Annotated in this window: 11 protein-coding genes; 1 reads left to right on the forward strand and 10 read right to left on the reverse strand. The window is 70.1% G+C overall.

Annotated elements, in window-relative coordinates:
* Positions 1 to 23 precede the first annotated feature (23 nt).
* The 9 genes from WMF17_RS00920 to WMF17_RS00960 form a co-directional block, all read right to left on the reverse strand.
* Positions 24 to 617 (reverse strand): hypothetical protein, encoded by a 594-nt coding sequence (locus tag WMF17_RS00920; RefSeq protein WP_437600074.1) that lies wholly within the window; start codon positions 615 to 617, stop codon positions 24 to 26.
* An 868-nt stretch (positions 618 to 1,485) separates the two neighbouring features.
* On the reverse strand, positions 1,486 to 2,514 hold the full coding sequence (locus tag WMF17_RS00925) for a hypothetical protein (RefSeq protein WP_437647479.1): 1,029 nt from the start codon (positions 2,512 to 2,514) through the stop codon (positions 1,486 to 1,488).
* A 150-nt stretch (positions 2,515 to 2,664) separates the two neighbouring features.
* Complete coding sequence (locus WMF17_RS00930; RefSeq protein WP_437647481.1) at positions 2,665 to 3,537, reverse strand: single-stranded DNA-binding protein; 873 nt, start codon at positions 3,535 to 3,537, stop codon at positions 2,665 to 2,667.
* 314 nt (positions 3,538 to 3,851) lie between these two features.
* Positions 3,852 to 4,070 (reverse strand): hypothetical protein, encoded by a 219-nt coding sequence (locus tag WMF17_RS00935; protein ID WP_437647483.1) that lies wholly within the window; start codon positions 4,068 to 4,070, stop codon positions 3,852 to 3,854.
* A 34-nt stretch (positions 4,071 to 4,104) separates the two neighbouring features.
* A complete protein-coding gene (locus tag WMF17_RS00940) occupies positions 4,105 to 4,581 on the reverse strand; it encodes a glutathione peroxidase (RefSeq protein WP_437651475.1) in 477 nt (158 codons plus the stop codon).
* 352 nt (positions 4,582 to 4,933) lie between these two features.
* Complete coding sequence (locus WMF17_RS00945) at positions 4,934 to 6,367, reverse strand: hypothetical protein (RefSeq protein ID WP_437647485.1); 1,434 nt, start codon at positions 6,365 to 6,367, stop codon at positions 4,934 to 4,936.
* A gap of 556 nt (positions 6,368 to 6,923) precedes the next feature.
* On the reverse strand, positions 6,924 to 7,433 hold the full coding sequence (locus WMF17_RS00950) for a hypothetical protein (protein ID WP_437647487.1): 510 nt from the start codon (positions 7,431 to 7,433) through the stop codon (positions 6,924 to 6,926).
* A 323-nt stretch (positions 7,434 to 7,756) separates the two neighbouring features.
* Positions 7,757 to 8,350: a hypothetical protein gene (locus tag WMF17_RS00955; RefSeq protein ID WP_437647489.1), complete on the reverse strand. Its 594-nt coding sequence runs from the start codon at positions 8,348 to 8,350 to the stop codon at positions 7,757 to 7,759.
* A 742-nt stretch (positions 8,351 to 9,092) separates the two neighbouring features.
* Positions 9,093 to 12,512 (reverse strand): AgmX/PglI C-terminal domain-containing protein, encoded by a 3,420-nt coding sequence (locus WMF17_RS00960; RefSeq protein WP_437647491.1) that lies wholly within the window; start codon positions 12,510 to 12,512, stop codon positions 9,093 to 9,095.
* Between the two features lie 283 nt (positions 12,513 to 12,795).
* Between WMF17_RS00960 and WMF17_RS00965 the strand changes: the two genes are divergently transcribed.
* Positions 12,796 to 13,311: a GFA family protein gene (locus WMF17_RS00965; RefSeq protein ID WP_437647493.1), complete on the forward strand. Its 516-nt coding sequence runs from the start codon at positions 12,796 to 12,798 to the stop codon at positions 13,309 to 13,311.
* A 95-nt stretch (positions 13,312 to 13,406) separates the two neighbouring features.
* Here WMF17_RS00965 and WMF17_RS00970 read toward each other — a convergent pair whose 3' ends face one another.
* Positions 13,407 to 14,735, reverse strand: a complete 1,329-nt coding sequence (locus WMF17_RS00970) for an amidohydrolase (protein ID WP_437600083.1) — start codon at positions 14,733 to 14,735, stop codon at positions 13,407 to 13,409.
* Between the last annotated feature and the right edge of the window lie 65 nt (positions 14,736 to 14,800).

Raw genomic sequence — 14,800 nt, forward strand, 5'->3', positions numbered from 1 at the left:
GCTATCCTGCGGCGGCGCCGCGATCACAACCCGGTGTAGATGGTGGCGAAGGAGGCCGCCTCGCCGCGGAGCAGCAGGCTGAGCCGCGGGTTCGGCACCTTGAAGCTGTGAATCTTGGCGTTCCGCACGTCGAGCACCGCGAAGGCGCCGCCCGGCGTGCTCTCCGCGAGTCCGTTCATGAGCAGGTTCAGCACGACCGAGACGCGCTTGGCCGACAGAGGCTCCCCGCGGAAATACATCTTGATGACATGGGGCGTCCCATCGATGACGAGCCCGAGCTCCGGGTTGACGTTGATCTCGAGATCGCCGAGGCGATACGTCGACACCGGCGGCTCGAACCACGTCATCCTGGCCGAGGCGAGGAACTTGCGATATCCGTTCACCACCGACGGGTAGATGCGGCGGCGCCGCTCGTCGTGCTGGGCGGCGAGGAAGCCGTCGAGCACGCTGGTGGGCTCTCCGCTCCTGTGCATGTCGACGATCGCCTCTCGCACCTGCCTGTAAAAGTCCGTGTGGAGCTCGTCCTTCCGGTCCTTGAGGTCCCTGACGCCGGTCAGCTTGGGCGTCCCGGCCTTGAGAACGAAGTCGACAAAGTACGTGAGCGAGATTTTTTCCATGAAGTCTCCTCCAGAACGAAGCATTCCGGCGCGCCATTCGCGCGCGTCGTGCGAGAGACACGCCGTCGCGCCGCGTCCTTGATGTCTACCATGGATAGTCATCTTCGACCCGTCGGGGAAGGGATCGCTCGGACGGACATTGTCCCAACCCGTCAGGGGTGGACGGTGGCGCCCGTGGTCAGAGAAATAGTTGTGATTACGCGTATTTACGTCGAGCGATGGCGCCGGTCTCCCCTGCGGCGCGGGGCTCCGCCAGGGGGTGCGAATGGCCATGACGAGGAGAGACACGCGCGGCGAGGGTAATCGACAGAATCCAGCTGTTGTCCAGGGGATGTCCTGTGGAGAACGCCTGTGGAGAACTGGAGAGGAAGGGGGCGCTATCGAGGCGTCGACCCGGTCGGACATGGTCTGTCATAGCCACGCGCTCTTTGGCGCTTGACGCTGCTCGCGGGCGGGGGATGGAGCCGGACGCACTTGTCCGTCAGGGCGGCGGCTCACGCCGTCACATCGCCGCGCGCCTCGCGCCGCCAGGAGGCATGTAGCTCTCGCGCATCCGCGCGAACCCGAGCGCGGCGGAGAGGACGAGAACAAGCTCTCGTACTGGAGAGAGGACTGGGAGATCGACGCGTGGCACAACAACCGCTGTTGACGTCGACTTCGATTCGAGCTGCGGGTACTGGGTCCCTACCGTGGAGGAGACGGACAACAGCTCGTTCAACGAGGACGAGGTGCGCAGGAGCTGGTGGGATGGTGGCCTCCTTCGCTCCTCCTCCTCCTCCGCAGTGACGGCTCCGCTATTGCGCTCGGCCCCGCGCACCACTTCGACCCCTGGGTCTACTCCGCCTGCGCCGCCAGCGAGAAGCGATGGTCAGGGGGGCGGGTCCGGGGCACCCGGGGGCGGGTCGTACGTCATGTTCCCATCGCAGAAATAGACATGCCCGCTGGATCCTATCTCGCGACCGTGCTCGGTGGCGTACCCCCCGGAGCCTTGCACCGTGAAAACCACGCCCGCCACGTTGTCAAGCTTGGATACTCCGATAAAGAATGAGCAGCATCCTTCACCTTTACACGGCCATTCATTCTGCACGAAGCCGATCCATCCGGAGGTCGTGGGCAGCAGCATCGTGCTGAACAGGCTCTGCTCTGCGTGCTTGTTGGTCGTGGTGCGCCTGTTGGCATTTTGCTTGGGTTTGGTATGTGTTGCCGGGGTCCAGCGTTTGCTGTTGTCGTTGTAACGGAACGCGCTGGACCACAGCGTCTCCTTGCTGGGCTTCTTGGGCGACCTGGTGGACTGCTTCTGCTTCCACACCTGTTGGCGGGCGGTCACGGCGTTGTCGAAAAACTTCGCCTGTCGACCGGGGTCATAATTCCTGAAAGCCCCCAGGATCCGATTTTTGTAGGCATCCCAATCTTCGTTGTCGAGCTTGTCGTTGGCCGCGAGGTGAGCTTTGAAGGCAGTGAACTTCCACGTGGCTACGTCGTAGGTCGCTTCCGCCCGCTGAGCCACGGGGGACCGAGCGATGAGGGCCTGATGCGGCGCCTTCGGCTGCGCGACCGTCGCCGGGTGAGGCGGCCGCCCCTTGCCCGGGGCGGACGCGAGACGCGGCGCCTTCGGCTGCGCGACCGTCGCCGGGTGAGGCGGCCGCCCCTTGCCCGGGGCGGACGCGAGACGCGGCGCCTTCGGCTGCGCGACCGTCGCCGGGTGAGGCGGCCGCCCCTTGCCCGGGGCGGACGCGAGACGCGGCGCCTTCGGCTGCGCGACCGTCGCCGGGTGAGGCGGCCGCCCCTTGCCCGGGGCGGACGCGAGATGCGGCGCCTTCGGCTGCGCGACCGTCGCCGGGTGAGGCGGCCGTTTGTTCGGCGCCTGGCGGCGCCCGCTGTGGGTCCCATCGCTCATCGCGACACCTCGACCATGGTCCCGCGATTCTCCTCGCCCCGTCCTCCTGGGTCAACTTTGGCCAACGCCATCCGGCGCTCGAGAGCGCCTCTGGCGTGCTTCGTTGGCGGAGCTTCGCGGCGAAGGAGCGCTGGCTTTGTCTCCCGGCGATCAGAACGGGATGTCGTCGTCCTTCCCGAAGCCGCCCCCGCCAGTGTCGTAGTCGTCGGCCGGCGGCGCTTCCTGCGGCGCCGGGCGTCCCCCGCGAGGCGCGCTCCCACCGCCGCCGGCCGGCGCTCGCCCCCCGCCGCTGCCGGTCGCGACCGAGCGCGCGCCGCTGCCCGCGCGCCGCGCCAGCTCCGCGTCGATCGCCGCGAGCTGCCCGCGCGCCTTCTCGTGGAACTGGGCCTTCGACCCGTCGGCGAGGTCCCTCTCCAGCGCCCCGCGGAGCCACGAGAGATCCCCGACCTCGCTGATCCGCTTGCCCTTGTCGCGACCGAACTTCACCTCGAAGTCCCCCGCGCTGGCGGCGGAGCCGCCCGCCGAGGAGCCGCTGCTGCGGGCGTATCCGCCGCCCTGGGGCGCGCCTCCACCTCCGCCGCCGCGAGGCGCGTACCCGCCGCCGCCGCCGCCGCCGCCGCCGTAGCCTTCGCCCTCCGCTTCGTACCCGCCGCCATCGGGCACGAAGGTCTCGTCGCTGCTGCCGCTGCCCTTGCCTCGGCCGGTGAGGATGATGTTGTTGGCGTTGATCTCGGTCTTGTAGCGCTTGTTGCCGTCCTTGTCGTCGTAGCTCGACGTGCGGAGCGAGCCCTCGATGAAGACCGACGATCCCTTCGTCAGGATCTTCGCCAGCGCCTCGCCGCGCTTGCCCCACGCGACGACGTTGTGCCAGTCGGTGCGCTCGACGCGCTCCTTGTCCTTGTTGAGGTACGTCTCCGTCGTGGCCAGGCGCATGTTGAGCACCGCCTGCCCGCTCTGCGTGAACCGGAGCTCGGGGTCGGCGCCGAGGTTTCCGAGCAGCATCACGCGATTCAAACCGTCCATGGTAGCGACCCTTTCGTGAGGAGGTACGCACGCCCTCGCCCAGTGCAGGGGGTCCCTGTACGCCGAGAAGCTCGCCCCGGCGAGGGCAAGGTGCAGGCGCTGCGTCACCGGCCTGGCCGGCTCTGCTGCGATCGGGGGTCGACGGGCGGCGCCCCCTCGCTCGGCGCCCTCGATCGACGGGGCGCTTGACAGGGGCGGCGGTCTCGGCTCTCGCTCTCTCCCCCCCCCGAGGCTCCCCACGGAGCGCGGGGCGCCGGAGGTCTCGCTCCCGGGAGCGGCGATACCATGAGCCACGACCAGCCTGGGGAATCCCCTCAAATAATTCCGAAGATCTCGCGGAAGACGGCGTGCTCCCGGACGATACGGTCGAAGGCAACCATGAGGGGCCGAAGCCAGTCCTCGCGCAGGGTGGGAATGCAGTCGTACCAGTAGAGCCCCTGGCGATAGAGCGAGTGTGTGCGGCGCTTGACCGCATTGACCTTCAGATACCGATCGAGGCCGGCTTCCTCGCTCGCAGCGCCGAGCAGCGTCAAGAGCGGGTGGCGGGGGGCTTGGGCGCTGCCTCGCTCACCCGCCGAGCGCCTTGTCGATCGCCTGCGTGAGCTTCGGGTCGTCCGGCGCCACGGACGACTCGAATCTCGTGATCACCGACCCGTCCTTGCCGATCAGGAACTTCGTGAAGTTCCACTTCACCTCACCGGCGGGCGCGGACTGCGTGAGGAAGGCGTAGAGCGGGTGCTTGCTGCCCCCCTTGACGGGGATCTTCGAGAACATGGGGAAGCTGACGCCGTACTTCGTGGAGCAGAAGGCGGCGATCTCGGCGTCGGTCCCTGGCTCCTGCGCGCCGAAATCGTTCGAGGGGAAGCCGAGGACGGCGAAGCCACGATCCTTGAGCCGATCGTGGAGCGCCTCGAGCCCCGCGTACTGCGGCGTGTAGCCGCACTCCGATGCGGTGTTCACCACGAGCAGCACCTTGCCCCGGTAGTCGCCGAGGGAGCGGTCCTGTCCGTCGATGGTCTTCATGGTGAAGTCGTGGAGCGACATGGCCTTTCCTTCCTGAGCAGCGCCGGGCGTGAGGTCCGGCGAGGGCTGCTGGACGTCCTTTCCACAGCCCGGCACGCAGGCGAGGGCGAGCGATGTGGTCAGGGCGAGTCCGCACCGGAGCGCGCGCGGCGAGCTTTCCATGACGGAGTCGATAGACGCGCCTCCGGGCCGCGTCGAGCAGGAACGCGCTCCGGGTCGAGGGGGCGCTGCCGAACCCGCGCCGGATCCCCCCGCGCGAGCTCGCCGAGGATGTCGACGCATGGCTCGCCGCGACCGGCGCGTCGGCCCCGTCCCAGGCAGCGCCGACCACGTCCGGCTCGACGTGGAGCTCCCGTCGGAGCGCGCCGCCTGCTCAGGCGGAAGGCACGACCGCGATCTCTCCGGTCGTGTACAGCGCGGAGGTGTCCCAGGCGAGCCCGGGGGCGAGCGGCAGGGCGATGCTCACGTCAGCGAAGGTCCCTGTGAGCTCTCCGCTCCAGCCGAGCAGGGCGACGGTATCCCCGGCCTGGAACGACACCGTGTCGTCTGCCGGGACCACCTCCAGCACACCATCGAGGCTCACATCGCCGTTCACGTGCAGGATCGGCGCGGCGCCCGGGCCCGCGACGGTGGCGCTCAGCGTGGCGCTCGGGCCCTGGCTGTAATCGCCGGCCACGTCCGTCGAGGCGTAGACCTCTCCCACGGAGAGCGCGCCGGCCTGTGTATTGGCGAGATCGCCGGCGAAGCTGCCAGTGCTCAGGCGGCCGCCGGCGAAGTCGAAGTCTCGCTCCTGGATCTCGATCGCGCCCGCGACGAGCTCCCCGCGCGTGAGGCGCACGATGGGCTCCGGGCCAGGCGCTGCGCCTTCGACCAGCGGCGTGATCCGGAGGAGGCCGCCGATGCTGACCTCGCTTCGCCCGTCGACGAGGAGCGACGGGGAAATCGAGAAGTGCGCGTAGATCGTCACGTCGCCGCTGTTGCGCCATGACGCGTAGGGCTCGTTCACCCGGACGAACCCGTGGCCGTACGTGGAGCGGATCTCCGTGTCTTCCGTCACGAGGGTTCCATAAGCGCCGACCGTGAGCTCGCCAAAGCCGGCGGCCCCGACGCGCAGCAGCCCCTCGTTGGTCCAGGTGGCGTCCCAGCCCCTCACGGTCGCCGAGCTCGGGAAGCTGGGCGGCTCGCCGGGATAGGTCTCGATCTGCGCGTTCGCGGTGAAGACCTGGGCCCCCTGCTCGATGCGCAGCCTCGCGCCGCCGCGCGCGCCCACGACGAACTCCCCGGTGTTGACCCACCTCGTCGCGGAGCCCGTGACGGTCACGTCGCCCTGGCAGATCTGGCACGTCGCGATGAACATGTTGTTCGAGAAGAAGCTCCCTCCCTGCTTGATCTCGAGGACGCTGCGCTCCTCCGAGCGGCCGATGTACGCGTTCGTCTGGCTCGTCAGGGAGGCGTCGTACCCCTCGACGAGCACGTATCCCATGGCCGAATAGCCGCGCACGCCGAGCACCAGGTCGTCGGTGGTCACCTGGGCGCCCTGCTGCACGAGGAGCGAACCGTACGCCCCGGAGGTAAGCCCGAGCGCGAGCTGCCCATGGTTGATCCACCGCGAGCCGTATCCGATGACCTGGACCCTGCCGGTGGAGTAGCTGGCCCGCGCAATCGAGGCGCCGGCGCTGATCAACGTCCCCCGGCGGCTGACGATCACCTCTCCCATCGGCTCGTCATCGCTGAGCGCGCTGCCGACCATCAGCGCATTCGCCCCGAGGTCCCACGGGTCGCTCGGGTCAGGGACAGCGGGTGTCACGTTCCCTGAAACGGTCACGTCTGCATGGGCCGGCCCTGCCGGGCCCACAGAAGCTGCCACGAGCAATACCGAGAAAGCGGTTCGAGCTAGTTGGTTCATGTGTTGTGCCTCTCCATGAATAGATTTGCGTTACACGGGACTGCCCTTCGCCCCACGCGTCCCTGAAACGGGAATTTTGTGAATTATGTTACGCGTTCCCGTGTCAGAGACGTTATCGCCCGTTCTGGTCCGCTTGCAGGGGATCAGGTCATCGTTTTCGAGGTGCGGAGGCAGGGTTTGAGGTGAAAGAGTACGCGGGATCATTCAAAAGAAAAATCGCCCAGTGGCTTCTCGCTCCAGGAGGACCGACGGCGGTGGCGCTGTCTGCCGAGACGGGGATGCATCAGGCGACGCGCTCGCGCTGGCTTCGCGATGCTCGTCGCCTGGCGCCCGTGCCTGACGATGCTCGCCGCTCTGCGCCATCGCCCCCACGCCGCCCGTTCGTCACGGTGGAGCAGGCGCGCCATTGGGTCGAGCGCGTCCACTCCACCACCCGCGGGAGCGCCCCCAGCTTGAATCAGTTAGCAAGCGTGCAGGTGTTGCCGGCTCCGCAATCTTCGGAGGTGACTGCCACGACGACCTGGGACGCTGGAATCGGCGTGTAGCTGTACGGAATCTCGAAGACGGTGCCCCGCGAGTCGTTCAGGTCGTCGCCAGTCCCCTCGTTGCCGATCCCCTTCCAGCCTCTTGGACTGCCCATGTCCGTCCAGATCGACCTGTTCTCATCGTAGACGCAGCTCTCGGCGATGAGCGCCATGTCCTTGCCCACGCCGTGGATCTGCCCGCCGCGGGTGTTGTGATGGTTGTTGAGCATGTGGACGTTGCCGTACCGTCCGCGAGGCTGGCGTGAATCGACGCGCTCGCCCCAGTGGCTGTTCATGTACGTGATGTGCAGCTTGCCTTCGCTCGCCGGTTCGTCGTCGCTTCCGGCAATCAGGAGGCGAGTCGATACGAGTGGGTCATGGTTCCTCTGCGGATGATGGGAAGGCGAGCATCTTTCCCTCAGGTTGCGCTGCGCACCTGCCAACCGTCAGAAATCGCCGGGACGCTCCCGAACCGCGATCCGCGCTGAATCCTGGCGGGCCGATCCTTCGCCGCCAGGGGGCGCCGCGGGGCTCGCCGTCGCCTTGCTGCCGCTCGCGGGCGGGACGCGGGGCGCGCTCCACCCGGAGGACACTTGCTCGGCCGCGAGGGCCGCGCGCCGGACCGAGGGCGACCTGGATCGCAGGGGCTCAGGCACGACGCCTCACTCTGCGCACGTGGGCCCGTCGGACCACGCGCCGACCGATCGCCTCATTCTTGACAGGTCGGAGTGGCTTTCCGCGGGCTTATCCTCCGGCGGCGCCGCGATCACAACCCGGTGTAGATGGTAGCGAAGGAGGCAGCCTCGCCGCGGAGCAGCAGGCTGAGCCGTGGGTTCGGCACCTTGAAGGTGTGAATCTTGGCGTTCCGCACGTCGAGCACCGCGAAGGCGCCGCCGGGCGTGCTCTCCGCGAGTCCGTTCATGAGCAGGTTCAGCACGACCGAGACGCGCTTGGACGACAGTGGCTCCCCGCGGAAATACATCTTGATGACGTGGGGCGTCCCATCGATGACGAGCCCGAGCTCCGGGTTGACGTTGATCTCGAGATCGCCGAGGCGATACGTCGACACCGGCGGCTCGAACCATGTCATCCTGGCCGAGGCGAGGAACTTGCGATATCCGTTCACCACCGACGGGTAGATGCGGCGGCGCCGCTCGTCGTGCTGGGCGGCGAGGAAGCCGTCGAGCACGCTGGTGGGCTTTCCGCTCCTGTGCATGTCGACGATCGCCTCTCGCACCTGCCTGTAAAAGTCCGTGTGGAGCTCGTCCTTCCGCTCCTTGAACTCCCTGACGCCGGTCAGCTTGGGCGTCCCGGCCTTGAGAACGAAGTCGACAAAGTACGTGAGCGAGATCTTGTCCATGAAGTCTCCTCCAGAACGAAGCATTCGGCGCGCCATTCGCGCGCGTCGTGCGAGAGACACGCCGTCGCGCCGCGTCCTTGATGTCTACCATGGATAGTCATCTTCGACCCGTCGGGAAAGGGATCGATCGGACGGACATTGTCCCAACCTATCGGAGGCGGACGGTGGTGCCCGTGGTCATAAAAATCGTTGTAATTACGCGTGTTTGCATGGATCGACGGCGCCGGTCTCCCCTGCGGCGCGGGGCTCCGCGAGGCTGTGCGAAGGGCCATGACGAGGAGAGGCCCGCGCGGCGATGGTAATCGACAGAATCCAGCTGTTGTCCAGGGGATGTCCTGTGGAGAACGCCTGTGGAGAACTGGAGAGGAAGGGGCGCTATCGAGGCGTCGACCATGTCGGACATTTTTTGTCATGGCCACGCGCTATTTGGCGCTTGACGCTGCTCGCGGGCGGGGGATGGATCCGGACGCACTTGTCCGTCAGGACGGCGGCTCACACTGTCACATCGCCGCGCGCCTCGCGCCGCCAGGAGGCATGTTTCTGCTCGGCGCGCCCGACTCGCTCACTGCGCCGCCCGAGACGCTGATCGTCGCCGCCTCGCAGGAGGCTCCTGCTCTCCGCCTCGTCCTCGCAGACGCTCGTCGCTCTCCACCGGATCGCGACGGTTCGTTCCCGCGGAATCGTCCCGCCAGGAATTGCTGATGCACGGAACGAGACTGGAGAGCAGCGGCGTTCCGGCGCTTCAGCGCGTGACCGCGCCGAGATCCACGAACGCGCGGTCGATCATCACCACGAAGGGCCGCTCCTCGAAGCTCAGGCCGCCCTTGCCGTCGTGATCGACGATCTGCAGCTTGCCCATGCCGTAGCCCATCGGGCCGCGCGAATAGTAATGCGCCTGCAGGGTGTACCGGCTGGCCCGCTGCTCCCGGGGCGCGCGAATGGTGAAGCACTCGGGCCCGTAGCCGGTGGTGACGTCGGCATAGAGGCGCCCGCCGCCCGGCAGCGTCGGGTTCTCGTAGGAAGCGTGGCCGCCGCGGTCGTCCCGGATGTGAAAATCGACGTCGTTGGCGTCGGTCTCCCAGCTCAGCACGAAGCGGAGCGAGGGCGCCCGTTCGAGCGCGGCGCCGGCCTTCGCGAGCCGGCCCAGGACGCTCGCCCGGCGCGCCGGATCCGCCTTGAGCCACGCCGCGGCGATGAGGCCGAGGTCCTCGCGCAGGACGCTCTCCACGCCGGCAAAGCGTCCCGGCGGGTAACGGCGCTCGAGGCCCGCCGCGAGCGCGTCGAAGGCGGCGGCGTGCTCGCCCCGCTTGAGGCGGGCGAACGCGAGCAAGCGGTGGCTGGAGGGGTGGTCGGGGCGCTGTTCGCGCGCCTTCTCGTAGGTGTCGACCGCCAGATCGAGGCCCGCGCCGGGCGGGAGGCGCTCGAGGCGCCCGCCGGCGAAGCGGCGGAGGTCGGCGCGCGCCGGGAACAGGTCGATGAGCGAGCCGTACGCGCGGGCGGCGCCCGGCGCGTCGCCCGCGGCCTCGAGCGCCTCGCCGAGCGCGACGAGGGCGAGCACGTCGCCCGGCGCCTCGGCGCGCCAGGCCGAGGCGTCGCGCACCGCGGCCGGCGCGTCGCCCCGGGCGAGGAGGTCCTGGATCCGCTTGAAGCGGCCGGTATACGGCTCGCTCGGCGGCTCTGGCGGCGGCGCGGCGGCGTCGGAGGCGTCGGGGGCGTCGGGGGCGTCCGGCGGCGCGAACAGGATCGGGTACGCCACGTCGACGCTCCCGGCCTCGGGCGGTGGGAAGCTCAGCGCGTGGAAGGAGCGGAGCACGCAGGAGACCACGGCCCCGTCGGGCAGATCGGAGCCGTCGTCGCGCGCCTTCGCGACCGCACCGCGCTGGTCGATGGTGAAGCGCACGGCGACGCGGCCCTGCAAGCCGGCGTTCCGCTGGAGCCCGCGCTCGTAGCAGAGGCGGAAGCGGCCGAAGTTCTGGCGGACGATGCGCTGGATCACCTCCGGCGGGAGGCGGCCGCTCACCTGGACGGCGCCCATGCGGACCGAGGGCGCCGCGCCCCGGTGGCGGCCGCCGAGGCGGCCGTGCCCGCTGCCGAAGCCCTGGCCGGCGCCCGCGGTCGGCGCGGCGCTCGGCGCGGGCGCGGAGGCCCCGTGGCCCAGGGTGCCGATCGCGCCGAGGCCGATGCCCTCGCCGCGGCCGCCGCCGCCCTCGCCGATGCCCGACAGCCCGAGCCCGCCCGCGCCGAGGGACGCTTCGGCTTGCGCGCCGGGAGGAGATCCAGGCGGCGCGGGGGGCGGGCGCAGGGCCGCGGTCTGGCCCAGGGAAGCCTCGGCGTCCGGGCGGGCGGGCGGCGCGGCGCGCTGCGGCTTCTGGGCCGGCGGCCAGGAGCGCTTCTGCACGGAGACGCGGCCGCCCTCCACGGTCAGGATGTCGGCGAGGCCGCGCCGGGCGATGTCGAAGCGCGCGTAGTCGCCCTCGGTCTCCAGCACGAGCAGCGCGGTGTACGGGCTCAGCACGCGGTGGGTGATCGAGAGGTCGATGATCTGCCGGCGGAGGGCGGTCGGGTCGCCGCCCGACGTCTCCCGGGCGAGGAGGCCGTCGATCTTCGCCCGCGCCCAGGAGCGCTGGAGCAGCGGGCGCTCCACGCCGCGGAGATCGGGCGCGGTGGTGCGGCCGTCCACCGTGATCCGGACCGGCAGCTCGGCGGGCACCTCGGCGTAGACGAGCGCCTCGTCGCCAGGCTGCACGCCGTCCAGCGTGCGGGGCCAGACCCAGCGGGCGCCCTCGACGTTCACGGCGATCCCCGAGCGGGTGGCCGCGGCGAGGCGCCGCTCGAGCTCGGCGACGCCGCGGGCGCCGTCGATCACGGCGCCGTCGCGCGGCAGGCCCGCCGTGACGAGCTGCCGGAGGACGGCCTCATCGCGGATGCCGCCGAGCGCGACAGCGTCGAGCCGCTCGACGCCCGCGTCGCGCAGCGCCGCCGCCGCGCCGCGCAGGGCGCCCGGCGCGACCTCGCCCGCGGTGGCGATGCCGTCCGAGAGGAGCACAACGCGCCGCTGCCCGCGGGCGGGCGCGCGCTCGCCGGCCCAGCGGAGCGCGCGCCCGAGATCCGAGGCGCCGAGCGCGTGCCGCTCGCGGATGCGCCGGAGCTCCGCCTCGCCGAACGCCGAGGCCGGGCCGTCGAAGATCGGGGTGACGGTCTGGTCGTAGCAGGCGACGGTGAGCGGCGCGCCCGGGCCGCCTGCCCGCGCGGTCGCCTGCGCGACGGCCGCGAGCAGGCCGAGCTGCTCGTCGAGGCCGAGCGCCCGCGAGGCGCTCGTGTCCACGAGGATCACGGCGGAGGCGAGCGGATCGGGCCGCGCTTCCACCGGTGCGCGCACGCGGGCGAGCACGAGCTCGCCGCTGCGCAGGCCGCCCCGCGCCTCCATCGACCCGAGCCGCGCGGGATCCACCGCGAAATCGGCGTCGGGCGCCGCGTCGTTCCGCTTGAGCACGTGGATCGGCGCGGCGGCGCCCGCGACGGTGGCCTCGAGGTCGAGGCGCCTCATCACGGGCAGGCCGCGCAGGGGGACGGTGAAGGGCGCGTCCGGGCGGAGCTCCTGGGAATACGAGAGGACGATCTCCTTCACGCCGCGCGCCGGGATGGGGAACACCCGCGCGCTCACCTCGTTGCCCGCCGCCTGCTCGAGCAGCGCCGGATCCTGCTTGCGATGGAGGAAGTCCTCGTACGCCTCGCGCGCGCGCTGGCGCTCGACCACCTCGCCCTCCTGCCAGCGATCGCCGATCCTCATGGCGAGGCGGCCGAGGCTCGCGCCGGGCGGCAGGGTGACGCGGAAGGTGCCCTCGAGCACGCGATCCTCGGGGTTCTCGAAGGTGAGGTGCAGCTCGGTGAGCGCGAGCGGCGCCTCGATGACCGCGCGGCCGGTGAGGGCGGCGAGGCGCAGCCCCGTGCCGTCGGCAGCGGTGAGCTGGATCGGCGGGGCCTCGGGGCGGCGCGCGGCGAGGGCGAGGGGCGGCACGGCGGGCGCGGCGGGCTCGGGACCGCGCGAGAGCGAGCCGGGTGTCGCGGGCGGCGAGGTGCTGTCGGCGCAGCTCGAGAGCGCGGGGACGAGAACGGCGATCGCGGCGAGCGCAGCGCGGCCGCGGAGGAGGGAGCTTCGCACGGGGGTCTCCGGTCGTGGCACGGCGGGCCGCGCCTGAACGCGGGCCCGCCGGCTGTGGGGTAGGCTGATCGACAGCCGGGCGGGCCGGAGGTTCCCGTCGCAGCCGCGGTCGAGTCGTCGCCGGCCTCCGCATCGAGCACCGCCGGTTGCCGGCGTGCGCCAGCCTTTGAGCTACGCTGCGACGCCATGATCGCCCGCCGGCCCGCCTACCTTGGGTCGATGCCAGCGCACCGCGAGCAACAGAAGCCCACGTCGTTGGGCGCCACCAGGACAGGACTGACGGATGTCTGAACCGGCGAAACATATCACGACCGCTCGGTGCTCATGCGGGAGTGTCGAGCTCGAGGCCACCGGCGCTCCCATCCTCGGCGCCGCCTGCTACTGCGACGATTGCCAGGCAGGCGCCCGTCAGATCGAAGCGCTGCCGGATGCGCTTCCCGTTCGAGATCCCGACGGCGGTACCGCATACCTCCTCTACCGGAAGGATCGCTTCCGATGCTCGAAGGGAGACCAGCTCTTGCAGGGCCACAAGATCAGAGAGACGTCGCCCACGAGCCGAGTCGTCGCCGCCTGCTGCAATTCAGCGATGTTCCTCCGGTTCGATGGCGGGCCGCACTGGGTTTCGGTGTACCGAGCGCGGTTCGAGGGAGATGCTCCGCCCTTGCAGATGCGCATCAACACGAAGTTCAAGCCGGAGAATGGCGATGTCCCGAGCGATGTGCCCGGTTACTCGACCTTCCCCCTCAGGTTCGTGGCGAAGCTCGTCGCTGCCAAGATCGCGATGCTGCTTCGTCGATGAGGCGCGGCGCCCGACCCATCGATCGGTCGGGAGCCGCCCTCTCGCAGACGACGGTCGCCGCGCGGGCGAACACGGAGATGGCCCGATGGATCACGTCATCCGTTGTACTCGCGCAGCGCCGTGCCCCTGGCGCGGGCCAGCATGGCGAACGCGCGGCGCTCCGCCTCCCAGAGGATCCGCTCCTCGTCGAGCGTGAGGAGCTCATGGTCCTTCATGACGAGCCGGCCCGCGATGATGGAGTGGCGAATATCGCTGGACCTCGCCGAGTACACGATGTTGCCGACGAGGCTGTTGCGAGGGCGGAGGTGAGGGCGGTGGAAATCGAAGAGGATGATGTCGGCGGCGGCGCCGGGGGCGATGACGCCGCTCGCCTCGAAGCCCAGGGCCCGCGCGCCGTTCCGCGAGGCCAGGCGGAGCACGGCGTCGCCGGGCAGGGCCTCGGCGTCGCGCAGGTGCGCCTTCTGCAACAGGGCCGCGAGCTGCGCCTCCTCGAGCATGTCGAGGTTGTTGTTCGAGCCGGGGCCGTCGGTGCCGAGCGCCACGTTCACGCCGCGGGCGAGGAGCGCGGGGACGGGCGTCACCCCCATCCCGAGCTTCATGTGGCAGCCGGGGCATTGCGCGACGCTCACGCCGCGGCCGGCGAGGATCGCTGTGTCCTCCTCGGTCACCGAGATGCAATGGGCGGCGAGCTTCTGGCCGGGGACGTCGAGGAGGCCGAGCGCGTCGAGGAGCGCGGGGGGCGTCTTCCCGTGGCGCTTCCGCGATGCCTCGACCTGCTCGTCGCTCTCGGCGAGGTGGATATGGATGCCCAGGCCCTCCTTGCGCGCCGTCTCGCCGACGCTCCTGAGGAACTCGGGCGGGCAGGTATAGGGCGCGTGCGGGCCGAGGCACGTCTTGATCCGGCCGCCGGCCGCGCCCTGAAAGCGCCGGGCGAAATCCACGGCCCCGGAGAGATCCGCCCCGACCTCGCTGGAGAGGCCGAAGACGCACCAGGCGAGGAGCGCTTTCATGCCGCTCTTCTCGACGACGTCGGCGACGCGGTGCATATGAAAATAGTGATCCGCGAAGCCGACCGTGCCGCTCCGGATCATCTCGGCCGCGGCGAGATAGGCGCCCCATTCGACGTCGTCTGCGGTGAGGGCGCGCTCCGCGACCCATATTTTCTCATTGAACCAGCGATCGAGCGGCAGGTCATCTCCGAAGCCGCGCACGAACGTCATGGCCGCGTGCGTGTGCGCGTTCCAGAGGCCGGGCAAGGCGACGAGATCGGTGCCGTCGAGCACCTCGCCGGCGAGGAAGCCGGGGGGCGCCTGGCCGACGGCGACGATCGCACCGCCTTCGATCGCGATATCGACGCCGCGGAGCACATCGCCCGCGTCGTTGAGGGTGATCACATCGGCGGCCTTGATGAGGATCGACGGCATGATGCTTTAAATCACTCTTCGCGCGAGGGCTCAAGGCCCGCGCCGGCCACGTGGGCCTGTCGTGG

It is taken from the genome of Sorangium sp. So ce362 (assembly GCF_051519845.1).
GTDB lineage: Bacteria > Myxococcota_A > Polyangia > Polyangiales > Polyangiaceae > Sorangium.

Coding starts and splice junctions, on each gene's coding strand:
- WMF17_RS00920 (WP_437600074.1), bottom strand. CDS start 617: ATGGAAAAAATCTCGCTCACGTACTTTGTCGACTTCGTTCTCAAGGCC.
- WMF17_RS00940 (WP_437651475.1), bottom strand. CDS start 4,581: ATGTCGCTCCACGACTTCACCATGAAGACCATCGACGGACAGGACCGC.
- WMF17_RS00955 (WP_437647489.1), bottom strand. CDS start 8,350: ATGGACAAGATCTCGCTCACGTACTTTGTCGACTTCGTTCTCAAGGCC.
- WMF17_RS00925 (WP_437647479.1), bottom strand. CDS start 2,514: ATGAGCGATGGGACCCACAGCGGGCGCCGCCAGGCGCCGAACAAACGG.
- WMF17_RS00970 (WP_437600083.1), bottom strand. CDS start 14,735: ATGCCGTCGATCCTCATCAAGGCCGCCGATGTGATCACCCTCAACGAC.
- WMF17_RS00930 (WP_437647481.1), bottom strand. CDS start 3,537: ATGGACGGTTTGAATCGCGTGATGCTGCTCGGAAACCTCGGCGCCGAC.
- WMF17_RS00965 (WP_437647493.1), top strand. CDS start 12,796: ATGTCTGAACCGGCGAAACATATCACGACCGCTCGGTGCTCATGCGGG.